The organism is Pedococcus aerophilus (assembly GCF_039532215.1).
In the GTDB taxonomy this organism is placed as follows: domain Bacteria; phylum Actinomycetota; class Actinomycetes; order Actinomycetales; family Dermatophilaceae; genus Pedococcus; species Pedococcus aerophilus.
Window position 1 is genome coordinate 341,610 of sequence record NZ_BAAARN010000003.1, and the last position, 26,701, is coordinate 368,310.

General features: G+C 72.2%; 28 protein-coding genes. 17 read left to right on the forward strand and 11 right to left on the reverse strand.

The genetic code is table 11. The features are described 5' to 3' along the window. Positions 1-19 precede the first annotated feature (19 nt). The 5 genes from ABD286_RS13725 to ABD286_RS13745 are packed head-to-tail and all read right to left on the reverse strand — an operon-like array spanning position 20 to position 4,379. Positions 20-1,426: an aldehyde dehydrogenase family protein gene (locus ABD286_RS13725; RefSeq protein ID WP_344194399.1), complete on the reverse strand. Its 1,407-nt coding sequence runs from the start codon at positions 1,424-1,426 to the stop codon at positions 20-22. Continuing rightward, a complete protein-coding gene (locus tag ABD286_RS13730; protein WP_344194400.1) occupies positions 1,423-1,857 on the reverse strand; it encodes a cupin domain-containing protein in 435 nt (144 codons plus the stop codon). The genes ABD286_RS13725 and ABD286_RS13730 overlap by 4 nt, the downstream gene beginning before the upstream one ends. Beyond that, entirely contained in the window at positions 1,850-2,926 is a 1,077-nt protein-coding gene (locus tag ABD286_RS13735; protein WP_344194402.1) for an isocitrate/isopropylmalate dehydrogenase family protein, read from the reverse strand. The genes ABD286_RS13730 and ABD286_RS13735 overlap by 8 nt, the downstream gene beginning before the upstream one ends. Beyond that, positions 2,923-3,246, reverse strand: a complete 324-nt coding sequence (locus ABD286_RS13740; RefSeq protein WP_344194404.1) for a putative quinol monooxygenase — start codon at positions 3,244-3,246, stop codon at positions 2,923-2,925. The genes ABD286_RS13735 and ABD286_RS13740 overlap by 4 nt, the downstream gene beginning before the upstream one ends. Continuing rightward, positions 3,243-4,379 carry an Ldh family oxidoreductase gene (locus tag ABD286_RS13745; RefSeq protein ID WP_344194406.1) on the reverse strand — a complete coding sequence of 379 codons (1,137 nt, stop codon included), beginning with the start codon at positions 4,377-4,379 and terminating at the stop codon, positions 3,243-3,245. Before ABD286_RS13745 ends, ABD286_RS13740 begins: the two co-directional genes overlap by 4 nt. Positions 4,380-4,480: 101 nt before the next feature. Here ABD286_RS13745 and ABD286_RS13750 point away from each other — a divergent pair, with 101 nt between their 5' ends. After that, on the forward strand, positions 4,481-5,140 hold the full coding sequence (locus ABD286_RS13750) for a GntR family transcriptional regulator (RefSeq protein ID WP_344194408.1): 660 nt from the start codon (positions 4,481-4,483) through the stop codon (positions 5,138-5,140). Between the two features lie 7 nt (positions 5,141-5,147). On the opposite strand, the gene ABD286_RS13755 is transcribed toward ABD286_RS13750, so the two are convergent. Both ABD286_RS13755 and ABD286_RS13760 read right to left on the reverse strand, forming a co-directional pair. Next, positions 5,148-5,822: a response regulator transcription factor gene (locus ABD286_RS13755; RefSeq protein ID WP_344194410.1), complete on the reverse strand. Its 675-nt coding sequence runs from the start codon at positions 5,820-5,822 to the stop codon at positions 5,148-5,150. Further along, positions 5,819-7,474, reverse strand: a complete 1,656-nt coding sequence (locus tag ABD286_RS13760; RefSeq protein WP_344194412.1) for a sensor histidine kinase — start codon at positions 7,472-7,474, stop codon at positions 5,819-5,821. Before ABD286_RS13760 ends, ABD286_RS13755 begins: the two co-directional genes overlap by 4 nt. Before the next feature lie 145 nt (positions 7,475-7,619). Here ABD286_RS13760 and ABD286_RS13765 point away from each other — a divergent pair, with 145 nt between their 5' ends. The 7 genes from ABD286_RS13765 to ABD286_RS13795 all read left to right on the forward strand — a co-directional run bounded on the left by ABD286_RS13765 (position 7,620) and on the right by ABD286_RS13795 (position 13,189). Next, a complete protein-coding gene (locus ABD286_RS13765; protein ID WP_344194414.1) occupies positions 7,620-8,624 on the forward strand; it encodes a Bug family tripartite tricarboxylate transporter substrate binding protein in 1,005 nt (334 codons plus the stop codon). Next, entirely contained in the window at positions 8,624-9,130 is a 507-nt protein-coding gene (locus ABD286_RS13770) for a tripartite tricarboxylate transporter TctB family protein (RefSeq protein WP_344194416.1), read from the forward strand. Before ABD286_RS13765 ends, ABD286_RS13770 begins: the two co-directional genes overlap by 1 nt. Then, entirely contained in the window at positions 9,130-10,695 is a 1,566-nt protein-coding gene (locus ABD286_RS13775; protein ID WP_344194418.1) for a tripartite tricarboxylate transporter permease, read from the forward strand. Before ABD286_RS13770 ends, ABD286_RS13775 begins: the two co-directional genes overlap by 1 nt. Positions 10,696-10,697: 2 nt before the next feature. Continuing rightward, the gene (locus ABD286_RS13780; RefSeq protein ID WP_344194420.1) at positions 10,698-11,105 is read left to right on the forward strand and encodes a universal stress protein; all 408 of its coding nucleotides are present in this window, start codon (positions 10,698-10,700) and stop codon (positions 11,103-11,105) included. Next, the gene (gene rraA / locus ABD286_RS13785) at positions 11,102-11,581 is read left to right on the forward strand and encodes a ribonuclease E activity regulator RraA (protein ID WP_344194422.1); all 480 of its coding nucleotides are present in this window, start codon (positions 11,102-11,104) and stop codon (positions 11,579-11,581) included. Before ABD286_RS13780 ends, rraA begins: the two co-directional genes overlap by 4 nt. Before the next feature lie 99 nt (positions 11,582-11,680). After that, complete coding sequence (locus tag ABD286_RS13790; protein WP_344194424.1) at positions 11,681-12,442, forward strand: IclR family transcriptional regulator; 762 nt, start codon at positions 11,681-11,683, stop codon at positions 12,440-12,442. 108 nt (positions 12,443-12,550) lie between these two features. Continuing rightward, complete coding sequence (locus ABD286_RS13795; RefSeq protein WP_344194426.1) at positions 12,551-13,189, forward strand: D-alanyl-D-alanine carboxypeptidase family protein; 639 nt, start codon at positions 12,551-12,553, stop codon at positions 13,187-13,189. A 71-nt stretch (positions 13,190-13,260) separates the two neighbouring features. Here the strand turns inward: ABD286_RS13795 and ABD286_RS13800 are convergent, their stop codons facing one another. Then, the gene (locus tag ABD286_RS13800; RefSeq protein ID WP_344194428.1) at positions 13,261-14,838 is read right to left on the reverse strand and encodes a PhoX family protein; all 1,578 of its coding nucleotides are present in this window, start codon (positions 14,836-14,838) and stop codon (positions 13,261-13,263) included. A gap of 92 nt (positions 14,839-14,930) precedes the next feature. Next, positions 14,931-15,155 (reverse strand): hypothetical protein, encoded by a 225-nt coding sequence (locus tag ABD286_RS13805; protein ID WP_344194430.1) that lies wholly within the window; start codon positions 15,153-15,155, stop codon positions 14,931-14,933. Between the two features lie 108 nt (positions 15,156-15,263). Here ABD286_RS13805 and mobA point away from each other — a divergent pair, with 108 nt between their 5' ends. The 9 genes from mobA (at position 15,264) to ABD286_RS13850 (ending at position 24,454) form a co-directional block, all read left to right on the forward strand. Then, positions 15,264-15,857 (forward strand): molybdenum cofactor guanylyltransferase, encoded by a 594-nt coding sequence (gene mobA / locus ABD286_RS13810; protein ID WP_344194432.1) that lies wholly within the window; start codon positions 15,264-15,266, stop codon positions 15,855-15,857. 9 nt (positions 15,858-15,866) lie between these two features. Beyond that, complete coding sequence (locus ABD286_RS13815) at positions 15,867-16,844, forward strand: NAD(P)H-quinone oxidoreductase (protein WP_344194434.1); 978 nt, start codon at positions 15,867-15,869, stop codon at positions 16,842-16,844. 32 nt (positions 16,845-16,876) lie between these two features. Next, positions 16,877-17,239, forward strand: coding sequence for a DUF1304 domain-containing protein (locus ABD286_RS13820; protein WP_344194436.1), 363 nt, complete (start codon positions 16,877-16,879; stop codon positions 17,237-17,239). A 182-nt stretch (positions 17,240-17,421) separates the two neighbouring features. After that, a complete protein-coding gene (locus ABD286_RS13825) occupies positions 17,422-18,699 on the forward strand; it encodes an MFS transporter (protein WP_344194438.1) in 1,278 nt (425 codons plus the stop codon). 114 nt (positions 18,700-18,813) lie between these two features. Further along, positions 18,814-19,473, forward strand: a complete 660-nt coding sequence (locus ABD286_RS13830; RefSeq protein ID WP_344194440.1) for a PadR family transcriptional regulator — start codon at positions 18,814-18,816, stop codon at positions 19,471-19,473. Then, positions 19,470-20,210 (forward strand): ABC transporter ATP-binding protein, encoded by a 741-nt coding sequence (locus ABD286_RS13835; RefSeq protein ID WP_425565383.1) that lies wholly within the window; start codon positions 19,470-19,472, stop codon positions 20,208-20,210. The genes ABD286_RS13830 and ABD286_RS13835 overlap by 4 nt, the downstream gene beginning before the upstream one ends. 9 nt (positions 20,211-20,219) lie before the next feature. Further along, positions 20,220-23,072: an ABC transporter permease gene (locus tag ABD286_RS13840; protein ID WP_344194442.1), complete on the forward strand. Its 2,853-nt coding sequence runs from the start codon at positions 20,220-20,222 to the stop codon at positions 23,070-23,072. 87 nt (positions 23,073-23,159) lie between these two features. Further along, complete coding sequence (locus ABD286_RS13845; RefSeq protein ID WP_425565384.1) at positions 23,160-23,768, forward strand: bacterial proteasome activator family protein; 609 nt, start codon at positions 23,160-23,162, stop codon at positions 23,766-23,768. Positions 23,769-23,938: 170 nt separating this feature from the next. Further along, positions 23,939-24,454, forward strand: coding sequence for a DUF2306 domain-containing protein (locus tag ABD286_RS13850; protein WP_344194446.1), 516 nt, complete (start codon positions 23,939-23,941; stop codon positions 24,452-24,454). On the opposite strand, the gene ABD286_RS13855 is transcribed toward ABD286_RS13850, so the two are convergent. Then, the gene (locus ABD286_RS13855; RefSeq protein ID WP_344194448.1) at positions 24,409-25,695 is read right to left on the reverse strand and encodes an MFS transporter; all 1,287 of its coding nucleotides are present in this window, start codon (positions 25,693-25,695) and stop codon (positions 24,409-24,411) included. The two genes, ABD286_RS13850 and ABD286_RS13855, sit on opposite strands and share 46 nt — an antisense overlap. After that, the gene (locus ABD286_RS13860; RefSeq protein WP_344194450.1) at positions 25,692-26,588 is read right to left on the reverse strand and encodes a DUF6498-containing protein; all 897 of its coding nucleotides are present in this window, start codon (positions 26,586-26,588) and stop codon (positions 25,692-25,694) included. The genes ABD286_RS13855 and ABD286_RS13860 overlap by 4 nt, the downstream gene beginning before the upstream one ends. Between the last annotated feature and the right edge of the window lie 113 nt (positions 26,589-26,701).

A 26,701-nucleotide genomic window follows, 5' to 3' on the forward strand; every position in this document is an offset into this window, starting at 1 on the left:
GTCTCGGATGCGAGACCAGTCAGGCGGAGGCGACCCAGTAGGTCCGCTGGTTGGTGAACTCCAGCACGCCGGCCTCAGCGAGCTCCCGCCCGTACCCGCTGCGACGGGTGCCACCGAACGGCACGCGGGGGTCCGAAGCCACGACGGCGTTGACGAACGCCGCGCCCGAGGTGATCCGGCGAGCCACATCGATCGCCCGCTCGGTGTCGCGGCTCCAGACGCTGAGACCGAGCCCGTACTGCGTGGCGTCGGCGAGGGCGACCGCATGCTCCTCGTCGCGGGCCACCGCGACCGCCGCCACCGGCCCGAAGGTCTCCTCGTCGAACACGGCCATGCCCGGGTGGACGTCGAGCAGGACGGTCGGTTCGTAGAAGCAGCCCGGTCCGTCCACGCTGCGCCCACCGGCGGCGAGCGTCGCACCAGCGGCGACGGACTCGTCGACCTGGCGCTGGAGCGCGTCGCGCAGGTCGGCCCGGGCGAGGGGGCCGACCGTCGTCGCGGGATCGGTCGGGTCGCCGAGCACGAGTGCGGCCACGCCCTCGAGGAAGAGCCGGGTGAACTCCGCGGCGACCGGCTCCTCCACGACGAACCGCTTGGCGCAGACGCAGCTCTGCCCGGAGTTGGTGAAACGGGCCCGCACCGCCGCCGCGGCAGCAGCCGGGACGTCCGCGTCGGCCAGCACGACGAAGGCGTCCGACCCACCGAGCTCGAGCACCGACTTCTTCGACGCACGACCCGCGGCGGCACCCACCATCTCCCCGGCGCGGTTGCTCCCGGTCAGCGTCACAGCGGCGATCCGCGGGTCGGCGATCAGCCGGCCGACCGTCTCCGGCACCTCGGGCTCGGCGACGACGAGGGTCGTCACCAGGTGCTCGGGGAAGCCGGCGGCGACGAAGGCATCGGCCAGCGCGAGCGCAGACCCGGTGACGTTGGGCGAGTGCTTGAGCAGGACACCGTTCCCGGCAGCCAGCGTCGGGATGGCGAACCGCATGACCTGCCACACCGGGAAGTTCCACGGCATGACGGCCAGGACCAGACCCAGCGGCTCCGGCTGGACGAACGCGGAGACGTTTGCAGGAGAGTCGATCTCGACGGCCCGTCGCCGGAGGATGTGCTCCGCGTGACCCGCGTAGTAGTCGGCGGTGACTGCCGACTTCTCGACCTCACCGCGGGCTTCGGCCAGCGGCTTGCCCATCTCGGCGGTGACGAGCGCTGCATACCTCTCGGCGTCCGCACGCAGGTGGGCGGCGAGCCTCGTCAGGCCGGCCGCCCGATCCGCCACGGGGACGAGCCCCCAGGCCGCGGCCGCTCGGTGCCCGGAGACCACGGCGGCCTCCACGTCGTTGGGTCCCATGGCGGGGTAGGTGGCGAGAGGGCTGCCGTCGACCGGGTTCGACGTGGTGACCGCGTCGGTGCCCGCACTCATCGGGCGCCCAGCCCGCCACGGTCACTGTCGGACAGGTGCTCGAAGGTCTCGCCGGTCGCGGTGATCGTGCGCGTGACGTCGCGCCCCCCGTAGACCCAGTAGATGCGCATCGTCCCCGCGCCGCGGTTGAGGAAGCGGTGCGGGATCCCGGCCGGAACCCAGGTGGCCTCCCCGGCCACGAGGTCGAAGCGCTCCTCGCCGATCTCCGCCACCGCCTCACCCTCGAGGACCAGGACCGACTCCTCGACGTTGTGGCTGTGCAGCGGCAGCCCGGTGCCGGGGGCGAACTGCGTCTGGCCCGTGGTCACGGTGTTGGTCTCGCAGTTCCACCGCCCGACGTAGGGGATCGTGACGACGCCGTTGCCACGGTCGAACGGCTCGACGTCGTCGGGGCGGATGAGCAGGTTCGGCGCGAGCGGCTGGTCAGACACGGGCGAGCTCCTTGATGAGGGTTTCGATGAGGGCGCTCGTGAACGCGGCGGTGCCGAGGGTGCCGCCGAGGTCCCGCGTACGGGTGGTCGGGTCGCCGACGGTGGCGCCCACCGCGGTGTCGAGCAGCCGCCAGGCCTCGCGCAGCTCTGCGCGGCCGGACCGGGCGCCGTGCCAGTCGAGGAGCATGCCCGCCGACAGGATGAGCGACACGGGGTTGGCGACGCCGAGCCGGGCGATGTCGGGGGCGGAGCCGTGCTGGGCCTGGGCGACGCACAGGTCCTGCCCGGCATTCACCGCACCGCCGAGGCCGAGGCTCCCGCAGAGCTCCGACGCCTCGTCGCTGAGGATGTCGCCGAACATGTTCGTGGTGACGATGACGTCGAACGAGCCCGGGTCGCGGATCAGCCGGGCCGCGGCAGCATCGACGATCAGCTCGCGGAGCTCGACGTCGGGGTACTCGGCGGCGACCGACCGGACGGACTCGAGGAAGAGGCCGTCCGACAGCTTCAGGACGTTGGCCTTGTGGACCGCGGTGACGTGGCAGCGCCGGCTGCGAGCCAGGTCGAAGGCCGCGCGTGCGACGCGCTCGGAGCCCCGGCGGGTGATCTTGCGCAACGAGAAGGCGGAGTCCGCATCGGGCATGAACTCGCCGCTGCCCGCGTGCATCGACCGGTCGGAGTAGAACCCCTCCGTGTTCTCCCGCACGATGACGAGGTCCATCGGGGTCCGCAGGACGCTGAGGTCGTCCACCGAGCGGCAGGGGCGGATGTTGGCGAACAGCTCGAACTTCGTCCGCAGCTCGGCGGAGGGGTTGATGCCTCCCTCGGAGCGGGGCGGGTAGTCGTAGTGCGAGACCGGCCCCAGGATCGTCCCGTCGACCTGCGTCACCCTCGCCAGCACCGCGTCCGGCAGCGTCGAGCCGCTTGCCGCGAGCGACGCCAGGCCGATGTCGTGCTGCTCCAGCTCGAGACCCAGGCCGAGGCGGGCGTCGAGGGCCTCCAGCACTTCGAGCGTCGCGGCCGTGATCTCCGGCCCGATGCCGTCACCCGGGAGGACGAGGATCCTCATGATGCGCCGCCGGTGATCGAGGTGTGGTGGAACCGTTGCGTGGCAAGGGTGTTCACCTGGCTGCCGGGGACGACGCAGCGCTCCGCAGCGGCACGCCACACGGCGAAGTGCGGTGCCGCACGGTGGGCGGCGACCGCCTCCTCATCGGCGTAGAGCTCGTAGAACACGAAGTGGTGGTCGTCGGCGAGGTCCTCGGTGACGTCGAAGTGCAGGCACCCCGGCTCGTCGGTGAACGACCGCTCGGCGTTCTCCGCGATGGCGGCGAGGAACTCCTCCCGTCGTCCTGGCTGGACCTGCAGGGACACGAGGAGCGCGATCACGGGTGGACCTCCGGTGTGGTGTCGGACGTGGTGGGCGTGGAACCCGCCCGGGCGGCGGTGACGGTGGGCGAGTGGTGTGGGGGCAGAGCGGTCCCGGACTCCTGCGCGAGGACCGCCAGGCTCGCCCACGTGGTGTCCGCGAGAGGTATGCCGCCCGCCTCCAGCCGCTCGCGGGTGCGGTCCTCGAGCTGGCCGGGGACGAGGATCTCGTCGGCCCAGGAGGCCAGCGGCGCTCCCTGCGTCTGGTCGACCAGCTGCTCCATACGGGTGGCGAACTCCGACGGGTCGCCGAAGGCGCCGACGTCGAGGGTGATGAGGAGGTGGCCCGCCCCGCTGCGCCGGTCCGAGTCATAGGGACCGGCCACCGCATCACCGAATGCGCTCCCGGTGAGGACCCCTGCGAGGACGTCCATCATGAAGGAGATGACGTAGCCCTTCGGCCCGGCCATCGGCATGATCAGCCCGTCGATGGCGGCGGCAGGATCAGTCGTGGGCACCCCGTCGGCGTCGGCCGCCCACGTCGCCGGGATCGGCTCGCCCCGCTCGGCCGCGAGGTAGACCTTGCCGCGGGCCACCGCGGTGTTGGCCAGGTCCATGACGACGACACCGTGCCGCCCGGCGGGGGCCGCCAGCGACCAGGGGTTGGTCCCGATGCTCTTGACCCGGCCACCCCACGGCGCCATCGCCGGGCTGGCGTTGGTCGAGAGCAGGGCCACGCAGCCGGCCTCGGCCGCTCGCCGGGTGAACCACGCGGCGGTCCCGAAGTGGCCGGAGCTGCGGACCGCGACGCCGCTGATGCCGTGGGTGCGGGCGCGTTCGACGCCCAGCTCGACGGCCCGGGCCGTCAGGACCTGGCCGATGCCGTGGCGACCGTCGAGGACGACGACGGCGCCACCGTCGTGGACCACCTCGGGGGCCGTGACCCGCTCCATGGCACCGGAGCGCAGGCGGGTGACGTACCAGGGCAGCCGCAGCATCCCGTGCGAGGCATGCCCCCACAGCTCGGCGGTGACGAGGGTGTCGGACAGCAGCTCGGCGTCGACGGCAGGCACTCCCTCCGCCTCGAGCACCCGGGCACCGAATCGGCGCAGGTCGACGGCCTGGACGAGCCGGTCGGGCGGGACGGTGACCATGGAGTGCTCCTCGGGAGGGACAGCCGGACTGGTGTGCCGGTGTGCGAGACTGGAGCCAGAGAAGCATACTTGTATACAAGTATGCAAGAAGGGAGCACATCGTGGACCGCCCACGCCGCGCCTCGGGAGGCCAGCTCGTCTACACCGAGCTGCGCCGACGCATCCTCGACCTCGATCTCCAGCCCGGCCAGCGGCTCTACGAGCCCGAGCTCGCGGCCGAACTCCAGGTGAGCCGGACCCCCCTGCGCGAGGCACTGCGCCTGCTGCTCGCCGAGGACCTCCTGGACCAGCTGCCGACCGGAGGCATGGTCGTCCGCCAGCTGTCCGCGGGGGAGATCGAGGAGCTGTACACGGTCCGCGCCGCCCTCGAGGGCCTGATGGCCGCCGAGGCGGCGCGCCGGATGGACCCGGTCACCCGGTCACGGCTGACCGCCCTCGTCGACCGCAACGCCAAGCTCGTCGAGCTCCCCGACGACGCGATGAACGCAGGCCACGACTTCCACCTCGCGATCGCCGAGGTGGCCGGTCACGGCTGGGCCTCCCGGCTGCACGGACAGGTGGACGGCCAGATGGCGCGCTACCGCGCCTTCACCAACCACTCGCAGGAGCGCCGCACCGCCGCCCTCGCCGAGCACCGAGGCATCCTCGAGGCGCTCATGGCGGGCGACGTGGACCGGTCCCGGTCCCTGGCCGAGGCGCACGTGCTCGCGGCCCGCGACGTGGCGCTGTCCGCCATCGGCGAGCGCCTCGACGCCCGATAGGCGGCACTCAGCGCAGCCGGTACCGGCGCTCGGGTCGTCCGGCGGCGCCGTACCGGGGTCGCATCTCGGCCGAACCCGTGCTCACGAGGTGTTCGAGGTAACGGCGCGTGCTGCTGCGGGACAGGCCGGTGATCTCACCGCACTCGGTGGCGGACAGTCCGTCCTCGTCGGCAGCCTGCAGGGCTGCGGTGACGAGCTCGGTCGTCTCCGCACTGATGCCCTTGGGGAGGCTGGCGCTGGCCCTGGCTGCCTGGGCCCGGAAGACCCTGTCGACGTCGTCCTGGCGGACGTCCGTGAGGTCGGCGAGGTCCGCGCGGTGGGCGGCGTACTCGGCGAGGCGGCTGCGCAGGGACTCGACCTCGAACGGCTTCACGAGGTACTGGAACGCGCCACCGTGCAGGGCCTGCCGCAAGGTGTCGAGGTCCTTGGCGGCGCTGATGATGATGACGTCGACGGCACTCCCCGAGGTCTCCCGCAGCTGGCGCAGCACCTCGGTGCCGTTGAGGTCGGGCAGGTAGACGTCGAGCAGGACGAGGTCCGGCTTCGTCACGGCGACCGCCTCGAGGGCGTCCTTGCCCGTGCTGGCCACCCCGACCATGACGAACCCGGGTTGGGCGGCGACGACGCTGGAGTGCAGTCGCGCCACCATGAAGTCGTCGTCCACGACGAGCGTCCGGATCACGGCGCGCCCACGCTGGTGCGGACCGGCAGGGTGGCCACGAACACCGCCCCTCCGTCGTTGCGCACGGTCACCTGTCCCCCGCGCTTGCGACACACGAGCCGGACCAGGGCCAGGCCGATGCCGCGCTCGTGGCCGGGGCCGGCCTTGGTCGAGAACCCCCGCGCGAAGACGCGCTCGCCGATGTCGGTGCCCACACCCTCGCCCGAGTCGCGCACGGTGATCGTCACGACCCCGTCGGCCTCGACCACCTCGACGGCGACAAAGGGGTCGGCGGCACCGACGGCGGCGTCGAGCGCGTTGTCGACGAGGTTGCCGAGGACGGTGTTGACGTCGGCGGCGAGCCCCTCGTCGAGGCGCGCGAGGCGGGTCGAGCCCTCGATGATGAGGTCGACACCGCGCTCGGTGGCCTGGCTGGACTTGGCGATGAGCAGGGCAGCCACGGCCGGGTCGTCGATGTGCGACGTGACGCTGCTCGACAGCTCGGTCTGGTCGGCGGCGATCTGCTGGACGTAGGCACGGACGTCGTCGTACTCGCCGAGCTCGATCAGCCCGCTGACGACGTGCATGCGATTGCTGAACTCGTGGGCCTGGGCCCGCAACGTGTCGGTGGTGCTGCGGGTCAGGTCGAGCTCGCGCTGGAGCTCGAGCATCTGGGTGCGGTCGCGCAGCGTCGCCACCCAGCCGATGTGGCGGCCGCGGCTGAAGACGGGCATCCGGTTGACCGTGACGAGCCTGCCGTGGAAGGGCACGACTCGGTCGGTGACCTCCTCGGTGCCCTCGAAGATGCCCTCGAGCCGGCCCGCCTCGTCGACGTCGGCGACCAGTCGTCCTGTAGAGGTCTGCGGTATGCCGAGCAGGTGCGCCGCCTCGTCGTTGACCATGGTGATCCTGCGGTCGAGGTCGATGGCGAGCAACCCCTCCTTGATGCCGTGCAGGAGGGCCTCGCGCTGCTCGACCAGGCCGGTGATCTCGCGAGGCTCGAGACCCAGGGTCTGGCGCTTGACGCGCCTCGCGAGCAGGAGGGATCCGACGACCCCGAGGAGGCTGGCGATGCCGAGGTAGGTCAGCAGGTTGGGCAGGGCGGCGTGCAGGTTGTCCAGGACGGTCGGGTAGTTGCGCACGACGGCGACCACCCCGTCGGTCTCCCGGGTGTCGACGTTGATGATCGGCGCCATCGCCAGGGCTGCGCCGGTGCCCTGCTCCTCCCCCACCCAGGAGCGCCCGCCGAACGCGTCGGTCTGCTGAAGGTAGACCGCGCCGTCCCGGGGGAGGGGGTCGGTCGACGCGATGACCTTGCGGTCCTCGGTCGCGATGATGACCTTCGTCGAGCCCGAGAAGGTGCGGCCCGACTCGACGACCGACTGCGCCTGGCTGAGGAACGCGAGCCCGCCGGACGACGCCGCGGCCTCACGGACACCGGCCGTCACGGCCAGGCGCTCGGCGACGGCGAGCGCCCGCCGGCCCTCCGTGTCGCGGAACCGCGCGTTGGACTGGGCGAGCGACACGGCGGCCACCCCGACGAGGACGACGAGCACGATCGCGAGCTGCAGGGCCAGCATCCGGCTGGCCAGCGTCCACCGTCGGCGGGGCCGCGCGCGGCCGACCAGGCCACGCGCCATACCGCGCATCGACTGGCGCCCTGGCACGTCCACCCCCTGATTGTGTCGAGTGCGACGACGACGGGCCACCACCGCGTGAGCACAAAGAACGAAACTCACTTTGCGCGGCTAACGGTGACAGGCCTCCCGGGGCCGGGCACGGTGTGCGTGAAGCACCCCCCAGACAAAGGAGTCTCCCGTGCGAGTTCGCACTCCGCTCAAGGTCACCTCGGCCGTCCTCACCGCCGGGCTCGCCCTGTCGGCCTGTGGCGTCAGCTCCGACGACAGCACGGCCGGCGACGCCACCGCCTCCGGCCCCGTCAAGGGCCTGCGCATCCTCGTCCCCAACTCGCCCGGCAGCGGCTACGACGTCACCGCCCGCGCCGCCGCCAAGGCGATGCAGGACGCCAAGCTCACCGAGACCATCGAGGTCTTCAACTCGGCCGGTGCCGGTGGCACGGTCGGCCTGCAGCGCCTGGTCAACGAGAAGGGCCAGGACGACATCCTCATGCAGATGGGGCTCGGCGTCGTCGGGGCCGTCTACACGAACAAGTCGCAGGCCACCCTCAACGACACCGTCCCGATCGCCAAGCTCATCGAGGAGTCCGAGGCCATCGTCGTGCCGAAGGGCTCGCCATACGACACCCTCGACAAGCTCATCGCTGCCTGGAAGGCCGACCCGGGCAAGGTCCCCGTGGGTGGTGCGTCCAACGCCGGTGGCCCCGACCACCTCACGCCGATGTTGCTGGCCAAGGCCGTCGGCGTCACCCCGAAGGACGTCAACTACGTGGCGTACGACGGTGGCGGCGAGCTCCTCACGGGCATCCTCGGCAAGAAGGTCGCCTTCGCCGCGACCGGCATCAGCGAGGTCGCCGAGCAGGCCAAGGACGGCGAGGTCAAGATCCTCGCCGTGACCAGCGCCGACCCGGTCGAGGGCGTCGACGCCCCCACGCTGAAGAGCCTCGGGGTGGACATGGAGTTCACCAACTGGCGCGGCATCGTCGGCCCGCCCGGACTCTCCGACGAGAAGAAGAAGCAGTACGTGGACCTGCTCACGCAGATGCACGCCTCGGAGCAGTGGAAGCAGACCCTGAAGACCCAGGGCTGGACCGACTCCTTCCAGACCGGTGACGAGTTCAAGACCTTCCTCACCGAGCAGAACGACAGCGTGGCTGGGGTCCTCAAGGACCTCGGGCTGGCCTGATGTCCAGCAGCACCACCGCGGCAGAGAAGGGGGGCCGCTCCGAGTACGGGGTGGCCCTCCTCCTGCTGGGCCTCGGCGCCTGGGCGATCCAGGACGCGTTCGGCGTGACCGACGCGGCCTCTCGCGGCCCGGTCAACGCCCGCACCGTCCCGATCGCCGTCGGCCTGCTGCTCATCCTCGTGGCCGTGCTGCTCACCGTGGACGTCTTCCGCGGCGGACGCGGCGAGGCCGAGGGTGGTGAGGACGTCGACCTCAGTCACGGGAGCGACTGGCGCACCATCGGACTGCTCGTCGCGTCCTTCGCGGCCAACGCCCTCCTCATCGAGCGGGTCGGCTGGCCGATCTCGGGAGCGATCCTGTTCTTCGGCACCACCTACGCCCTCGGCGCCCGGCACTACGTGCGGATGGCGATCATCTCGGTGGTCCTGGCGGTCGGCTCCTGGTACCTCTTCTTCCTCGGCCTGGGCATCAAGCTCCCGGTCGGCCTCCTCAAGGGAATCCTGTGATGGACGGCATCAATGCCCTCATGGACGGCTTCGGCACCGCGCTGACGCCGCAGAACCTCCTCTACGCCGTGATCGGTGTCGTGCTCGGCACGGCCATCGGTGTCCTGCCCGGCATCGGGCCGGCCATGACGATCGCGCTGCTGCTCCCGCTGACCTTCACGCTGGAGCCGACCCAGGCCTTCATCATGTTCGCCGGCATCTACTACGGCGGCATGTACGGCGGATCGACCACCTCGATCCTGCTCAACACACCAGGGGAGAGCGCGTCGGTCATCACCGCCATCGAGGGCAATCTCATGGCGAAGAAGGGCCGAGGCGCGGCAGCGCTCGCGACCGCGGCGATCGGCTCCTTCATCGCCGGCACCCTCGGCACCCTGGCCCTCGCGCTGGTCGCCCCCCAGGTCGTCCGCCTGGCCATCCAGCTCGGCTCCCCCGACTACTTCGCGATCATGATGCTCGCCTTCATCGCCGTCACCACGGTGCTGGGCGCCTCGAAGATCCGCGGACTCGCCTCCCTGGGCATCGGCCTCCTGATCGGCACCATCGGCATCGACCCGACCTCGGGTCAGCAGCGGTTGACGCTCGGACTCCCCGAGCTCGCCGACGGCATCGACGTCGTCGTGGTCGCGGTCGGGCTGTTCGCCGTGGGCGAGGCCCTCTGGGTGGCGGCCCACCTGCGCCGCAGCCCGGCGGAGATCGTCAAGGTCGACGGCGCCCACATGAACCGCGAGGACTGGCGCCGCTCGTGGAAGCCCTGGCTCCGCGGCACCCTCATCGGCTTCCCGTTCGGCGCGATCCCCGCCGGTGGTGCCGAGATCCCGACCTTCCTGTCGTACGCGACGGAGCGAAAGCTCAGCAAGCACCCGGAGGAGTTCGGCCACGGTGCCATCGAGGGTGTCGCCGGCCCGGAGGCGACGAACAACGCCTCGGCTGCCGGTGGCCTCGTCCCCCTCCTGACCCTCGGCATCCCGACGACCGCGACCGCCGCGGTCATGCTCGGCGCCTTCCAGAGCTACGGCATCCAGCCCGGACCGCGCCTGCTGCAGGACCAGGGCGACCTCGTCTGGGGCCTGATCGCGTCGCTCTTCATCGGCAACGTCATCCTGCTCGCCCTCAACCTGCCGCTCGCTACGGTCTGGGCCAAGCTGCTCAACATCCCGCGCCCGTACCTCTACGCCGGCATCCTGTTCTTCGCCAGCATCGGCGCCTACGCCGCGAACACCTCGACGTTCGACCTGTGGCTGCTGCTCATCATCGGTGGGCTCGGGTTCTTCATGCGCCGCTTCGGGCTGCCCGTGGTCCCGGCCATCATCGGGATCATCCTCGGGCCGGTGGCCGAGGAGCAGCTGCGCCGGGCCCTGCAGATCAGCGACGGCGAGCTCTCCGGGCTCATCAACACTCCGTTCTCCAAGGTCGTCTACGCCATCGTCGTCATCCTCCTGGTCGCCCCGGCGGTCATCGACCGAATCCGCTCCCGGCGGTCCGGTGACGGCGGGACCGGCACGGGCGAAGGACACGGCGTGCCTCCGCTCGCCCCCCAGCACGCCAACCAGGAAGGTCAGTGACCATGGCGATCGTCGTGGGGTTCGTCCCCAGCCCCGAGGGCCGCGCGGCCCTCACCCGCGCCATCGAGGAGGCCCGGCTCCGGGGACGGCGGCTCATCGTCCTCAACGCCAGCCGCGGTGACGCGCTCGTGGACTCCCGCTACGCCTCGTCCTCGGACTGGGATGCGGTCAAGACCCAGCTCGAGGAGTCGGGCGTCGAGCACGAGGTCACCCAGCACGTCGAGGCCAAGGACCCTGCCGACCAGATCCTCAAGGTCGCGGCGCAGACCAACGCCGAGCTCATCGTCATCGGGCTGCGTCGGCGCACCCCGGTGGGCAAGCTCATCATGGGCAGCGCGGCCCAGACCATCCTGCTCGAGGCCGATGCACCGGTGCTCTCGGTCAAGGCAGCACGCGAGGACGAGAAGTGACCGTCACCCCGACCGCCGACCTCGTCGACGAGCACGGCGAGGACCTCCAGTCCTGCTCGCTCCAGCTGCGGCAGTACGGCGCCCGCACCGCCTTCGCGGGGACGGTCACCACCATCCGCTGCCACCGTGACAACGCCCTCGTCAAGGCGACCCTGGCCCAGCCGGGCGCGGGCAAGGTGCTCGTCGTCGACGGCGATGGATCGCTGGAGTCGGCGCTCATGGGCGACCTCATCGCTGCGAGCGCCGTCGCCAACGGCTGGGAGGGCGTGGTGATCCACGGCGCCATCCGCGACGTGGCGGCCATCGGCGCGCTCGACCTCGGGGTCAAGGCGCTCGGCTCCAACCCCCGCAAGAGCGCGAAGGACGGCGTCGGCGACACCGACGTGGTGGTGTCGTTCGGTGGGGTCGACTTCGCCCCCGGCCTGCTCCTCACCAGCGACGACGACGGCATCGTCGTCACGCGGCCGACCGACTGAACCCGCCTCCCCGCCACGAGCCCGCCCGTCCGCGAGGACCGGCGGGCTCGTGCGCGTCCACCCGCCTCGTGACGCCGTCGCGCCTGACACACTGACGACGTGGCCAACGCCCCTGCCGCCCGGCACACCCTGGAGCTCCTGACGCTCCTCGCGCGCCACACCGAACCGCTCCCGGCCGGCGCGATCGCGCGCGAGCTCGGCCTCCCCCGCTCGTCGACGTACCACCTGCTCGCCGTCCTGCGGGACCACGGCTTCGTCACGCACCTCGAGGAGGAGCGCCGGTACGGCCTGGGAGTCGCGGCCTTCGAGCTCGGGTCCGCCTACCAGCGCCAGGCACCGTTGCAGCGCATCGCGCGACCGCTGCTCGGACGGCTCGTCGACTCCACGACCCACAACGCGCACCTCGCCGTGCTGCACGGCCGGGACGTCCTCTACGTCATCGAGGAGCGCGCGCCCGGGCGACCCCTGCTGGTGACCGACGTGGGCGTGCGCCTGCCCGCGTCCCTCACCGCGAGCGGGCTCGCGATGCTCGCCGAGCTCCCGGCCGCCCAGGTGCGCGCGCTGTTCCCGCACCGCGACTCGCTCGTCCAGCGCGACGGGCACGGGCCGACCACCGTGGGCGAGCTGCGGCGTGAGCTCACGGCGGTGCGCGCCCGCGGCTACGCCGTCGAGGACGGCTCGGTCAGCGCCGGACTGTCCTCCGTCGCGCGGGCGGTCCTCGACCACACCGGTCACCCCGTGGCAGGCATCGCCCTCACCTTCCCGCGTGACGAGGTCGACGAGGCCGAGCGCGCCCGACTGGTCGCCGCGGTGGGTCGGGCCGCGGCGACGCTCACCGCCCGCATCGGCGGGGTCCGCTGAATCCGGCTCTCCTGCTGGCACACTCACGTCGAGGGACCGCGACACGAGGTGACGGCGACCCGACCGGGGACTGACGAGGGGGTGGGCTCGGTGGCGACCAGGCGACCGATGTCGGAGCAGCGTCGCGAACGGCTGCGCCGGACCGTCGTCGTCCTCCTCACCCTCGTGGCCGTCTCCGGCGCGACGGCGTATGCCGCGACCCGGGGAGACGACCCGGCCCCCGTGCGGTCGGCGACGGCTGGGCAGGCCCCGAAGAAGGCCGACACACCCGCACCCGCCACGACGGCGGAGAACGCTGGGGCACAAGGGTTTGCGCCCGTGGTCACCGACCGGATCCCGGCACCCACCAAGAGCATCTCTCTCGACGCGCCGGTCCCGGGCACCACCAACATGCAGCCCGGCGCGGCCGCTGCCTTCAAGGCCGCGTTCGCCGGGGCGAAAGCTGCCGGACTGTCGCCGCAGATCAAGTCGGCCTGGCGCAGCGAGCGCTACCAGCAGGTGCTCTTCGACCGCGCCGTGACGAAGTACGGCTCCCGTGCCGAGGCAGCGAAGTGGGTGCTGCCTCCGCTCTCCTCGGCCCACGTCAAGGGGTATGCCGTCGACGTCCGGCCCGAGAACGTCGCCGCTTGGCTCGAGGACAACGGGGCGCAGTACGGCGTGTGCCGCGCCTACGACAACGAGTGGTGGCACTTCGAGTACGTCGCGAGCAGCACCTGTCCGCCTCGCAAGCCCGACGCCGCCGGCTGACGGACGGCTGACAGCGCTGGCCGACGCGGGGCCGGACGACCCGGCCCCGCGCCATACCGATCAGACGCGGGTCAGACGCCGATCGACTTCCACGGACCCCAGATCGCGAAGCTCATCCCCGCACTCGCCTGGATGTTGACGAACAACGTCTGACCGTCCGGGCTGAACGTCGACCCGGCGAACTCGTCGTCGTAGCGCGGCAACCCGGTGCGCGAGCTCTCGACCCGGTTGAGGGCGATGTCCCACAGCTGACCGCGCGGGCTGAGACCCCGGACGTAGTTGTCCTCGTCGTCGTCCTCGCAGACGACGAGCGTGCCGCGGTTGCTCACGGTGATGTTGTCCGGGAAGTCGAAGGTCGCCTTGCCCGGGGACTGGTAGACGAGCCGCAGCCGCTCGGACCTCGTGTCGTAGGCCCAGACCTGGCCGAAGCCCCTGCCGTACCCGTCGACGTTGTCCGGTCCGGTCATGGCCTCGCCGCCACCCTGGGTGGAGGTGAAGTAGATGACGCCGTCGTCGTAGACCTGGCCCTCGAGCCGGGAGAACCCGGCGGCGCCCTGCGCCCGTCCCTGGTCACCGACGTGGACGATCGCCTGGTCGTTGGTCGTCGGCGCGACCTGTCCCGGCGTGTAGGGGAAGGTCGGGTCCGGGTCGTCGATGTCGACCCACTGGACCTTGTAGCTCGCCCCGCGGCGCTGCTCCGCCTCGAGGTGGGCGTTCGGCATTCCCTTCACCGCGAGCATCTGCAGCTGGCCGTCGTTGTCGAGGTGGCCGCTCTTCATGGGGTGCCGCTTGGGCTTGTAGCGGTAGTAGCCCGAGGGGAACGCGAAGTTGTCCTCGGTCAGGTAGAGGTAGCCGTCCTTCGGGTCGAAGGCCACTGCCTCGTGGGCGAAGCGGCCGGCCCGCGTGATCGGTCGGCCGGAGGCGCGACCGGTGGTCGGCACCTCGAAGACGTAGCCGTGCGGCTTGGTCAGCGGGATGTTCGACGCACCGGTGAAGTCCGGGCCGACGTCGGGGCCGTTGACCGTCTCCTCGCAGGTGACCCAGGCGCCCCACGGCATCTGGCCGCCGCTGCAGTTCATCATCGTGCCGTTGAGGCCGGTCCAGCTCCGTCGGACCTCGCCCCGGGTGCTGACCTCGATGACGGTGCAGCCTCCCTTGGCCATCGGGTCGTAGGTGTGGTCGCCGACCGGGCCGAAGGCCGGACCGGGGTTGTTCACCTCGTGGTTGCGGACCAGCACGACCGTGTCGTCGTCGTGGTCCTTGCCGCCGCCGCGCCGGTCACCGGAGTCGGGGTCGTCACGGTGTCCGTCCTTGCGACGACGGGGACGGAACGCCCCCATGCCGTCGTGCCGCCCCGGCAGGGCGGTGCCGTCGTCGAGGGTCACCGGTGACTCGGTGTCGTGGAAGGACCGGTAGGAGAAACCTTCCGGCAGGTGCAGCCGCACCTTCCCGTCGCGCAGGTCCGGCGTGGGGCGCAGGCCACGGAAGGCCGCACCGCCCCGCCCCGTCGATCCCGCGGCGCCGGGTGCGGCGCCGGGCGTCGCTCCGGCCGCCGGTCCGGCCACGAGCCCGCTGAACGGTCCGGCCAGGGCCAGGCCGCCGGCGGTGGCGGCGCCCCCCTTGAGAAATGTGCGTCGTTCGACTGCCATGGTCTCTCCCTTCAAAGAGTCCGCGAGTCTGCGAATCTCGCCAACCTAACGGGCTGGTCGCAGCGCGGGAACCCCCTCGGGAGAGCGCCGCCTCAGCTGTGACCAGCCGCGTCGTGGTCACCGGACGCCGGTGCCGACGCCCCGACGAAACCGCGACCGAACGCCCACCAGAACCCGGTCACGACCGCCGGGATCGCGATCGTCCACGAGGGGATGTCGGTGTTGCCGGCCGTGATCGCCCACACCACGAGGACGAGGGTGAGCACCCACGCGATGTTGAGGTAGGTCTGCTGCGGGCTGCGTGTCGAGTTCGCCATGCCCCCAGTCAACCCGGCGCGGCATCCCGTCCACCTCCACCACCCGGTTGACCCGGACGGAAGGCACCAGCGCCTGCACGAGAGGTCCGCGCCGACCACAATGACGGGGTGACCCAGTCCCCCGAACGACCCCTCGACCCCACGGCCGTCGTCCTGTGCGGCGGTGCCGGAGCCCGGTTCGGTGGCGACAAGACGCAGGCGCCGCTCGGCGACGGCACCGTCCTGGACCACCTCCTCGACGGACTCCCCGATGGCTGGACGATCATCTGCGTCGGGGCCCCGCGCCCCACCCACCGCACCGTCGCGTGGTGCCGCGAGGTCCCGCCCGGCGGGGGTCCCGTCGCGGGACTCGCCGCTGCCCTCCCCCACGTGCGGACCGACCTCGTCGTCGTCCTGGGCGGTGACATGCCGTATGCCGCCGCGCCCGCTCCCGGCCTCGCCGCCACCCTCGAGGCCGAGCCGGAGCTCGACGCGGTGGTCGGCCGTGACGGTGACGGTCGCCTGCAACCGCTGCTCGCGGCATACCGGACCGGGGCGTTGCGTGCCGCCCTCCCGGACCCGCCCGCGGGCACACCGCTGATGCGCCTGCTGGACGCGCTCCGTTCGGTCGTCGTGCCGCTGGACGACCCGAGCACCCTGGACGTCGACACCCCGGACGACCTGGCCCGGGCGGCCGCTGCCGGTGGCGGCGGTCCCGCCTAGGCTCGGACCATGAAGGCCATCACCCTCCCCACGCCCGGCGACGCCGACGCCCTCGTCCTCGCCGAGGTCCCCGACCCCGAGCCCGCCGCGGGCGAGGTGCGCGTCAAGGTCGCCGCCGCCGGTGTGAACCGCGCCGACGTCATGCAGCGGATGGGGCACTACGACCCGCCGCCCGGCGCCTCGGCGTACCCCGGCCTGGAGGTGAGCGGCACGATCGACGCCGTCGGCGAGGGTGTGGACGGCTGGTCGGTGGGCGACCAGGTGTGCGCGCTGCTGTCCGGCGGCGGCTACGCCGAGCTGGTCTGCGTGCCCGCCGGCCAGCTGCTGCCCGTCCCGTCCGGCATCTCGCTGGCGGACGCCGCCGCGCTGCCCGAGGTGGTCAACACGGTGTGGAGCAACGTCTTCATGACCGCCAACCTCCTGCCGGGCCAGACCCTGCTCGTCCACGGCGGCTCGTCCGGCATCGGGACCATGGCCATCCAGCTCGCCCGCGAGGTCGGGGCCCGCGTCATCGTGACGGCCGGGTCCGCCGCCAAGCTCGAGGCGTGCCGCGAGCTCGGCGCCGAGGTGCTCGTCAACTACCGCGAGCAGGACTTCGTCGAGGAGGTGAAGGCTGCCACCGGTGGTGCTGGCGCCGACGTCATCCTCGACAACATGGGCGCGAAGTACCTCGCCCGCAACGTCGAGGCCCTCGCCACCAACGGTCGCCTCGTCGTCATCGGGCTCCAGGGCGGCACCAAGGCCGAGCTCGACCTCGGGCTGATGCTGCGCAAGCGCGCCGCCGTCATCGCCACGTCGCTGCGCGCCCGCCCCGCCGACGAGAAGGCCACCATCGTCGCCGCGGTCCGCGAGCACGTCTGGCCGCTGGTCGAGGCAGGCCGGGTCCGCCCCGTCATCCACTCCCGCCACGCGCTCGCCGACGCCCCCGCGGCGCACCGCGAGCTCGAGGAGTCCGGCCACATCGGGAAGATCCTGCTCACCCCCTGACAGCCCAGCCCGCCACCTGCCACGCTGCGGGGGTGAGCACCGTCGCCGTCGTCCTCGTCGCCCTCGTGGCGACTGTCCACGTCTACATCGTCGTCCTCGAGATGGCGTTGTGGACGACCCCCCGAGGGCGTGCCGCGTTCGGGCTGACGCAGGAGTTCGCCGAGTCGACCAGGGCGCTGGCCGCGAACCAGGGGCTCTACAACGGGTTCCTGGCTGCCGGCCTGCTCTGGGGACTCGTCGGTCCGGCCGAGCACCGGTTCGCGTTCCGGGTGTTCTTCCTCGTCTGCGTCGTCGTCGCAGGGCTCTACGGCGCGGCCACCGCGAGCCGCCGGATCCTGCTCGTCCAGGCCCTGCCGGGTGCCGTCGCGCTGGTCGCGGTGCTGCTCGCGCGATGACGTCCCGGGACTGCGCCGCCCGCCGGTAGACTGGGCCCGTCCGGTTCGACCGACTCCAGCCCTGTGCTGTCGTCGTCGCCCGGAATGTTCAGGGTTCCTGTGCGCCTCGGAGGTGGGTTCGGCGCACGCCTGCTGTCGTCGTGCCCCGGCACCGGCGGCCCGAGAACCTGGACGAGGACCCCGTGTCACCCATCGCCTCCTACCGCCACCTCCTGCGGCTCGCCGGACCCTTCTACGTCGTCATCGCCTTCATCGGACGACTGCCCCTGGCCATGAGCCAGATGGGCGCCCTCCTGCTCGTGTCCGGCACGACCGGTTCGTATGCAGCCGGCGGCCTGGCGGCCGGCGCCCTCGCGGTCGCGAACGCCGTGTGCTCCCCCGTCGCCGCCGTCCTGTCCGACCGGGTCGGCCAGCGCCCGGTCGTGCTGGTGCAGTCGCTGCTCGGTGGACTGGGGCTGCTCACCCTCGTCCTGCTGGCGAACCGCGACTCCTCTGGAGCCGTCCTCGCCGCCACCGCCGGCGCGACAGGCGCCTTCCTGCCGCAGATCGGGCCGCTGGCCCGGGTGCGCTGGCGCCCGATCACGCGCCACAGCGGGTCCCGCCAACCTCGGCTGGTCGAGGCCGCGTTCTCCTACGAGGGCGCCGCCGACGAGGCCACCTTCGTCCTCGGACCGGCGCTGCTCGGCCTGCTCCTGCTCGTCGCCGACCCGGGTGCCGGGCTCGTCGTCGCGTCCGCGCTGCTCGTCGTGTTCGGGTGCGCGTTCGCCCTGCACCCGACCGCCGAGCTGGCCCGGGCACCGCGCCGCACCGACCAGCAGCGGGTCCGCGTCCTGTCGGCGACGCTGGTGCTGCTGATGGTGGCGCAGGGTCTCATCGGCGCGTTCTTCGGCTCTGTGCAGACCGGCACGAGCGTCCTCGCGACGTCGGTCGGCCAGGCCGGGATCGCCGGGCTGGTCCACGCGGTCCTCGGCGTCGGCAGCGTCGCCGCCGGCCTGGCCATCGCCGGGCTGCCCGAGCGGTTCACCTTCCCGCGCCGCATGCTGGCCGCCGCGGCAGGCCTCTTCGTCCTGTCGCTGCCGTTGCTGCTCGTCGACTCGCTGCCCGCACTGGTCCTCGTCGTCCTCGTCCTGGGCTTCGTCGTGGCTCCCTACATGATCAGCAACTTCACCATGGGTGAGCGCAGCGCCCCGGCCGCCAAGGTCGGCACGGCGATGACCCTGCTGGCTGCCGCGACCGGCCTCGGGTACGCCGTCGGCTCGGCGGTGGCCGGGCGCCTCGCCGACGACCACGGCCACACCGCCGCCTTCGCCGTGACGGTGTCCGCCGCTGCCGCAGCCCTCCTCCTCTCGGTCGCCAGCCAGCGGTTGCTCCGTCGACCGCAGCCCGCAGGGGCGGTGGACGCGCCCGTGCAGCCCTCTGCCGAGGTCACCGGCGCCACGGCCGGCACCATCCACGCCTGATGCTTGACGCCACCGGCTGATACTCGGTATACCTATCCTCACCAGTGGCAATACTGGGTATGTAGGGGACAAGGACCGGGGCGACCCGGACGGGGATCACGGGGAGGGGCGCCGATGTCGGTCCGCCAGGGGCTGCTGGCCCTGCTCGCACAGGAGCCGATGTACGGCGCCCAGCTCCGCACGGAGTTCGAGGCCAGGACCGGGGGGACCTGGCCGCTCAACGTCGGGCAGGTCTACACGACCCTGGCCCGGCTCGAGCGTGACGGCCTCGTCGAGGCGGCCGGCGCCGACGACGAGGGACGGATCAACTACCGCCTGACTCGGACCGGCCGCGCCGAGGTCGCCCAGTGGTGGATCTCGCCCGTCGACCGGGAGACCACCCCCCGCGACGAGCTCGTCATCAAGCTGGCGCTCGCGGTCACCGTCGACGGGGTGGACGTCCACCGCGTCGTCCAGACCCAGCGCACCGCGACGCTGCGCCACCTGCAGGACCTCACCCGCCTCAAGCAGCGGGCCACCACCAGCCTCGAGTCCGACGAGGCGAGCGGCAGCGTCGACCTCGCCTGGCTCCTCGTCCTCGAGAACCTCATCTACGCGGGCGAGGCCGAGGTCCGCTGGCTCGACCACGTCGAGGCACGCCTCATCCGCGAGGCGAGCCGGCCGCGCAGGCAGCCGCGCGCCATACCCACGACCGACAGTGAGGGGTCCGGCGCCGCCGGGACGCCCTCGGACCGGCACGACACCATCTCCACCACGCTCAGGGGGGCACCGTGAACACCATCGACCGAAGCACCGACCCGATCCTTCGTCTGGACAACGTCACCCGCGTCCACGGCACCGACGCCGCGGCCGTTCGGGCCCTGGCCGGGGTGAGCCTCGACGTCCACGCCGGCGAGCTCGTCGCCGTCATGGGACCCAGCGGCTCGGGCAAGTCGACGCTGCTCAACCTCGCGGGCGGTCTCGACGCCGCGACGAGCGGGCAGGTGCTCATCGAGGGCCACAGCGTCGGCACCCTCAAGGGCGACGCGCTCGCCAAGCTGCGTCGACGGCGCGTCGGGTTCGTCTTCCAGGACTTCAACCTCATCCCGTCACTGACCGCGATCGAGAACGTCGCACTGCCGCTGGAGCTCGACGGCCTCCGCGTCGGCAAGGCGCGTCGGCTCGCCAAGCACGCCCTCGAGCTGGTCGGCGTCGCCGAGCTGGCCGACCGCTACCCCGACAAGATGTCCGGCGGCCAGCAGCAGCGCGTGGCCATCTCGCGAGCGCTGGTCGGCGACCGTCGTCTCGTCCTCGCCGACGAGCCCACCGGCGCCCTCGACTCCCACACCGGCGAGGGGGTGCTGCGCGTCCTGCGCGAGCGCTGCGACGCCGGCGCCGCCGGGCTGCTGGTGACCCACGAGGCGCGGCACGCCGCCTGGGCCGACCGGGTGGTGTTCCTGCGCGACGGGGTCGTGGTGGACAGCACCGGCTCGGCGCAGACGGCCGAGGCCCTGCTCGACCCCGCGGTCTGAGGCCCGGCGATGACCACCCTCACCGAACCCACCACGCAGACGCCCGCCCCCTCACCGCACCACGAGCCGGAGCCGTCCGGCTCACGCCTCTCCCGCTGGAAGGCCTCGTGGCGCGTCGCCCTGCGCATGGCGCGTCGCGATGCCCGCCGCTACAAGGGACGCAGCATCCTCGTCCTCGTCATGGTGGCCCTGCCGGTCGGCGTCCTCGTGGGGACGCTCGTCTTCGCGACCTCGTCGTCGGTCACGAGCATCGAGCGTCTCCCGACCGCGCTCGGGAGCGCCCAGGCCATGATCCAGGGGCCCAATGACCGCGTCGTGCTGCAGACCGCAGACCCCGACGAGGGCTGGGCCTCGGACTCCGCCAGCGAACCGCCCGCCTCGACCCCCATCCCCGGGTACGACCTCGACGTGAGCCCCGGCGCGCCGTCCAACGTCGCGGCGCTGCAGAAGATCACGGGGGGTCGGGTGGTCCCCGTCGGCGACACGACCGTGCGCCGGGTCATCGACGACCGGCGCTCCCGAGGCATGCAGGTCGCAGTCGTGGATGCTGCGTCGGTCGACCTCGGGTCCAAGGCCCGTCTGGTCTCCGGCCGCTGGGCCACCACCGCGGGAGAGGTCGTCGCGACGCCGTACGGCCTCGACCGCGGCATGCCCCGCAGCGGTCCGGTGGAGCTGCGCTCGTCCGGGAAGACGATCACGGCCACGGTCGTCGGGGTCGCCAACTACTTCAACAGCTGGGGCGGTCAGCCCGACGCGGTCGCGGCCCGCCCGCTCGACCAGGACGCCCTGCTCGACTGGCGGTACCTCCTGGTGCGTGACACGGGCGTGCCGTACTCCGAGGTGAAGGAGCTCAACGCGTACGGCCTCCAGGTGACCAGCGCCGAGGCCCTGCGCAACCCTCCGAGCTCGGCCGAGCTCCCGCCGCTGATGCAGCGGATGGAGAGCTACGCCAACCGGGACGTGCAGACGATGGTGGTCGTCGGCGGGGTCATGCTCCTCGTCGTGACCACACTCCTCGTCGCGCCTGCCTTCGCGGTGAGCGCGTCACGTCAGCGCCGGACCCTGGCCCTCGCCGCGAGCAACGGCGCCGAGACCCGGCAGCTGCGCCGCAAGGTGCTCGCCCAGGCACTCCTGCTGGGTGCCCTCTCGGCCACCGTCGCCGCGGGACTGGCCGTCCTCGCCGTCCGCGTGGTCATGTGGGTGGTGGTGGCGCGGCGACCCTGGACGACGTTCCGGTTCTTCGAGGTGCCGTGGTGGGCGGTCGTCGCGGTCATCGTCATGGCCGTCGTCAGTGCACTGGTGGCCGCGCTCATCCCCGCCCTGCGTCTTCGTCGCCTGGACATCGTGGGCGTGATGAAGGGCCAGAACGTGTCGCCCCGGCTCAACCGCGTCGTGCCCGTCATCGGCGTGCTGTTCGCCGTCGCCGGGGGCGTCGGGCTCGTGGCAGCCGTGGCCGCGAAGCAGAGCGACTACACGGTCGCGGGTCTGGCCATCGTGCTCACCGTCGGCGCCCTCATGCTCGTGCCGCTCGTCCTCGTGGCAGCGGGGCACCTCGCCGCCCGGCTGCCGGTCGCCGCCCGCATGGCGACCCGCGACGCCGCACGGCACCGCGCCCGCTCAGTGCCGACCGTGGCCGCCATCATGGCCGGGGCCATCGCCCTGACGGCGTTCAGCATCGGCTTGGCCAGCGACACCGAGCAGTCGCTGCGCGAGTACGTCCCGCAGCAGCGTGCGGGCGAGGGCTCGATCTACGTCGTCAGCGACATGGCAGCGGTCGGCACCGGGAAGGTGGACCCCGCCCTGGAGGCTGCAGAGGACCTCGTCCGTGGACTCACGCCAGACCTCGTGACCACGCGGATCGCGACCGTCACCACCCCGTACGACCCGGCCAAGCCCGACGCCCCGAGCTGGTTCATGGCCGTGGTGAAGCCCGGGTGCACGGTCCAGCGCGCCATCTTCGACGTCGAGGCCGGCCCGACCAACGGACCGCCTCCTTGCCAGTCGATCAGCACGCAGACCGGCCTCTCCCTCGCGGTGCTCCCGGCCGCGGACATCTCCAGGCTCGCCGACCTCTCGCCGGCCGCCTCCGCCGTCATCGCCGGTGGCGGCGTCATGGTCGCGGACCCCCGGCTCCTGGACGCCGGCACCGTGACGGTGGCGAGCGGCCCGCTGTCCGTGGACCCGAACACCGGAGCCGCCTCGCCGCTCGGGACGGCGCGCACCGACCGTGTCCCCGCCACCGTCGGCAGTCTTCCGCTGACGCCCGGGCAGTACGGCGGCGCCATCACCCCGCAGACTGCGCAGCGGCTGGGGCTGGTCGTCGGCAACGAGAGCCTCCTGCTGCGCAACCCCGACGGGCCCATCAGCAAGGCCGACGAGCAGGCCCTGTCCGAGCAGCTCGGCGAGGAGGGCGGCGTCTACGTCGAGCGAGGCTTCGTCCGCGACGACATCGTCGTCATGCGCATCCTGTTCGCGGCGTTCAGCCTCCTCCTGCTGATCGTCACCCTCATCTCGACCGCGCTGGCGCTGGCCGAGCAGCAGGGCGACATGGGCACCCTCGCTGCGGTCGGCGCCACGAAGGGCACCCGGCGCAAGCTCGCGGCGGCCCAGGCGGCGACCGTGGCGTTCATCGGCGCCCTTGTCGGCATCGCCGTCGGGCTCGCGCCGGGGATCGCGGTGACGTATCCCCTGACCGGGTCCTCCTACGACCCGGTGAACGGACAGCAGCTCCCGTCGGACCCGATCACCATCATCCCGTGGCTGCCCCTTGCCCTGGTGCTCGTCGGCGTACCGCTCGTGGCCGGCCTCCTGTCCGCGGCAGGCATCCGCCGGGCGCCGGTGATGAGTCGTCGGGCCGACTGAGACCGGTCCACCGTGGGTGTCCGGTCGGGGGACGCCCGCACCCACGGTGGACCACCAGCCGGGCCAGCCCCACGGCGCTGGGGCAGGATGGGAGCCATGAGCCCCCTGACCCCGAACACCCCCGACGACACGGCGACCGGCTCCGGCGACCAGGCCTCCCCCGGAGGCGAGCAGCAGCGCGTGGTCGTCGTGACGCAGGACGGCATGGGCGTCCACCCGCACGACGGTGACGAGGACGGTCCGACCAACCCGGCCGACCTCGTCGAGCAGCCGGCCAAGGTCATGCGGATCGGCTCGATGATCAAGCAGCTGCTCGAGGAGGTGCGCAACGCGCCGCTCGACGAGGCCGGCCGCGTCCGCCTCGCCGAGATCCACCGTCGCTCCATCAAGGAGCTCGAGGACGGCCTGGCCCCGGAGCTCATCGAGGAGCTTGAGCGGATCGCGCTGCCGTTCGAGGAGGGCCACGCCCCCACCGACGCGGAGCTGCGGATCGCGCAGGCCCAGCTCGTCGGCTGGCTCGAGGGCCTGTTCCACGGGATCCAGACGGCGTTGTTCGCCCAGCAGATGGCGGCCCAGCAGCAACTCGCCCAGATGCGTCGCGCCCTGCCGCCGGGGTCGCAGGGCCACCCCGACGAGGCCCACCCCGGGATGCCCGGCGGCGACGCCCCCGGCGGCCCGACCGGCCAGTACCTCTAGCTCTGTCCCCACCCGGCAAGACGCTGGTTGCGCGGCATACCTCGGGTTGACAACCCGACTATCGCCGCGCAACCAGCGTTTTTCGTCGCTGCGGTGAGGTGAGGGTCTTGCGCCCAGCAGCGTCGCGGCATACCGTGGATAGCGTCACTATCCAACAAGGGGAGCCCGCCATGTCGACCGACCACTCGTGGAACGCACTCATCGTCGTCCACGCCCTCGCGGCGTCCTTCGCGATGGTGTTCGGGGCGGTGCAGATCATCCGGCGGCGCAAGGGCGACCGCCCGCACCGCGTCCTCGGGTGGACCTGGCTGGCCTGCATGTACTTCACGGCCTTCAGCTCGTTCTGGATCCAGCAGCTGCGACCCGGCAACTTCTCGTGGATCCACGGGCTGAGCGCCTTCACCATCGTGACGCTCTCGCTCGGCCTGTGGAACGCCCGTCGGGGCAACATCCGCGCGCACGCCGGCAACATGATCGGCACCTACGCCGGGCTGTGGGGCGCCTTCATCGGGGTGGTCGCCGTGCCGAGCCGCCTGGTGCCGCAGGCGTTCCAGTCCAACTGGCTCGCGATGTCGGCCCTGACCCTGGGCATCGTCGCCGTCGGCCTCGCAGCGGTGGCCGTCGTGACGCGGCTGCTGGGTCAGGCCGGGATGCCCTCGACGACCCGCGAGCCCGCGGCGATCTGACGCAGCGGCGACGCCCACGCGAAGACCGCGGCCAGCACGCCCACGCAGACCAGGGTCACCATCGCCGGCTGCACCGAGGTCGCCGCCGCGAGGGTGCCGCCGGCGACCGAGCCGATCGTCCAGCCCAGTCCCCAGGAGAGCATCCGGCCGGCGGTGTTGACCCGGCCGAGGAGCCGCTCGGGCGTGACCTGCATGCGGTAGGTCATCGAGGTGATGAGGACGAGCTGGTAGGCGATCCCCCAGATCACCATCCCCACGCAGGCCAGCACCCAGTCGGTGACCAGCGCGGTGCCGATGCCCGCCACCGCCGAGACCGGTATGGCGCTGAGCGTCACCCTCGCCACGGGGTAGCGCCTCAGGAGCGGCGGCACCAGGGCCGAGGCGAGGATGCCGCCGAGGCCCCAGACGGCGAACAACAGTCCGAACCGCCACCCGGAGGTGCCGATGTGCAGGACCTGGTCGGCCCACGGCACGAACAGGGCGACGAAACCGGCCCCGGCGATCGACTGGAGCGTGCCGATGGCGGTGTTGGACCGCACCCCGTCGTGGCGCCAGAGGAACCGCACCCCCTCCTTGACGTCACGCAGGACGACGGCCGGGCGCAGCGGCTCGAGGTCGTCGCGCACCGAGGACAGGGCACGCCGGATCGAGCGCACGAGCAGGGCGGAGACGAGGAAGGTGAGGGCGTCGACGACGAGCAGCGTCGAGGGGTGCACGACCGCGAGGGCCACCCCGACACCGGCGGGGACGGCGAGGTCGAGCACCCCGCCGACACCCCAGATCGCGGCGTTCGCGTCACCCACCCGCTCGCGACCGACGAGGACCGGCAGCGCCCCGAAGTTGGCTCCGTCGAAGAAGGTGAACAGGCACTGGGCGACGAACCCGACGACGAGCACGTGCGGGACGGTCAGCACGTCGAGGAAGTGCGCCACCGGCACCGAGCCGATGACGACGACGTTCGCCAGGTCTGCGGCGACCATGACGCGCTTGCGGTTCCACCGGTCGCTGAGGGCCCCGGCGAACAAGCCGATCAGCAGGTAGGGCAACGCCTCCAGCGTCGCGGTGAGGGCGGTCAGCGCAGCCGAGCCGGTCAGGCGGTAGACCAGCACCGGCATGACAACGACGGTGATCAGCGACCCGCTCAGCGAGATGATCCGGGCCAGCCAGTAGAGCCGGAAGTCGCGGTCGTCGAGGAGCCGTGGGCGCGTGGGGCCCTCGGCTCCCGCCACGTCGTCCGTCATGGGGTGGAGTCTGCACCACGTCCCGCAGGTCGCTCCGCCGGGGCGACGTCCGGGGCGACGTCCGGGGCGACCTCCGGCGCGAGGTCAGGGGTGGCCGGCACCTGACCGGTCCGGGACGTCCGGTGGGCCCGCAGGTGCAGGACGGCGTCGAGCACAGTCTTCAGCGCGATGAGCAGGACGCCCGGCAGCACCGACGGCGACGCGGGTGCGGTGTCGAGCGGACCACCGGGGAGCAGGGACGCCGAGCCGCCGGTGGCGAGGGGGCCCAGGACGAGGAAGAAGCTGCCGATGACGGCGACGTGCAGGACGAGGATGCGGCCGTAGGGCTGCTTCATCGTCGACATCAGGCCGTTCTCGCGCCGCTCGCCCCGGGCGAACCAGTGGATCGCGGTCGACAGGCCGTGGCTGAGGAGCAGGACGAGGAAGACGAGCGCGAAGCTGCGGATGCTGCCGCTCGTGCCGCTCTGCCGGGCCAGGATGAACGTGAAGACCCCGTGCACGAGGGTGAAGATGCCGTAGTGCACGGCGAAGAACCCGGTCACGAAGATGCGGGCCAGCGGGCCGGCGAACTGGACGGGTTGTCCGTTGACGTCGGCGGTGATCGGCCCCGTCTCGAGCGCCCCTCGCCGGCTGCCGGCCCGACCGGTCACGGGGTCGCAACCCTGCGCGGTGAGCAGCTTGACCACCTGCCAGGTGCCGACCGCGACGTTCTCCAGCCAGTAGGTCACCAGGACGTCACCGGCCTGCCAGGCCCCGGTCAGCAGCGCCACCAGCGGGAACAGGTTGGCCCCCACGAGCATGACCAGGGTCAGCGCACGCGCGGTCCGCGCGGGCATCGTCCCCACCAGCACGGCCAGGGCCTGCAGCCCCAGCACCCTCAGCAACACACCCATCGCCGTCCCCCTCCGGTATGCAGCCGCGAGGCTAGCGCGCGCAGGCCACCGTGCGTCGCCGGTTCCGGACGACCCCGGCCCTTCGGCCGGGCACTGCCGCGTCGACGGGGCGG

Excerpts from the sequence above, each read along its gene's own strand:
- ABD286_RS13850 (WP_344194446.1), top strand. The coding sequence starts at position 23,939 with ATGTCGACCGACCACTCGTGGAACGCACTCATCGTCGTCCACGCCCTC.
- ABD286_RS13725 (WP_344194399.1), bottom strand. The coding sequence starts at position 1,426 with ATGAGTGCGGGCACCGACGCGGTCACCACGTCGAACCCGGTCGACGGC.
- ABD286_RS13745 (WP_344194406.1), bottom strand. The coding sequence starts at position 4,379 with ATGGTCACCGTCCCGCCCGACCGGCTCGTCCAGGCCGTCGACCTGCGC.
- ABD286_RS13775 (WP_344194418.1), top strand. The coding sequence starts at position 9,130 with ATGGACGGCATCAATGCCCTCATGGACGGCTTCGGCACCGCGCTGACG.
- ABD286_RS13855 (WP_344194448.1), bottom strand. The coding sequence starts at position 25,695 with ATGACGGACGACGTGGCGGGAGCCGAGGGCCCCACGCGCCCACGGCTC.
- ABD286_RS13860 (WP_344194450.1), bottom strand. The coding sequence starts at position 26,588 with ATGGGTGTGTTGCTGAGGGTGCTGGGGCTGCAGGCCCTGGCCGTGCTG.
- ABD286_RS13795 (WP_344194426.1), top strand. The coding sequence starts at position 12,551 with ATGTCGGAGCAGCGTCGCGAACGGCTGCGCCGGACCGTCGTCGTCCTC.
- ABD286_RS13735 (WP_344194402.1), bottom strand. The coding sequence starts at position 2,926 with ATGAGGATCCTCGTCCTCCCGGGTGACGGCATCGGGCCGGAGATCACG.
- ABD286_RS13800 (WP_344194428.1), bottom strand. The coding sequence starts at position 14,838 with ATGGCAGTCGAACGACGCACATTTCTCAAGGGGGGCGCCGCCACCGCC.
- ABD286_RS13845 (WP_425565384.1), top strand. The coding sequence starts at position 23,160 with ATGGGAGCCATGAGCCCCCTGACCCCGAACACCCCCGACGACACGGCG.
- ABD286_RS13780 (WP_344194420.1), top strand. The coding sequence starts at position 10,698 with ATGGCGATCGTCGTGGGGTTCGTCCCCAGCCCCGAGGGCCGCGCGGCC.
- ABD286_RS13815 (WP_344194434.1), top strand. The coding sequence starts at position 15,867 with ATGAAGGCCATCACCCTCCCCACGCCCGGCGACGCCGACGCCCTCGTC.
- ABD286_RS13805 (WP_344194430.1), bottom strand. The coding sequence starts at position 15,155 with ATGGCGAACTCGACACGCAGCCCGCAGCAGACCTACCTCAACATCGCG.
- ABD286_RS13840 (WP_344194442.1), top strand. The coding sequence starts at position 20,220 with ATGACCACCCTCACCGAACCCACCACGCAGACGCCCGCCCCCTCACCG.
- ABD286_RS13830 (WP_344194440.1), top strand. The coding sequence starts at position 18,814 with ATGTCGGTCCGCCAGGGGCTGCTGGCCCTGCTCGCACAGGAGCCGATG.
- ABD286_RS13770 (WP_344194416.1), top strand. The coding sequence starts at position 8,624 with ATGTCCAGCAGCACCACCGCGGCAGAGAAGGGGGGCCGCTCCGAGTAC.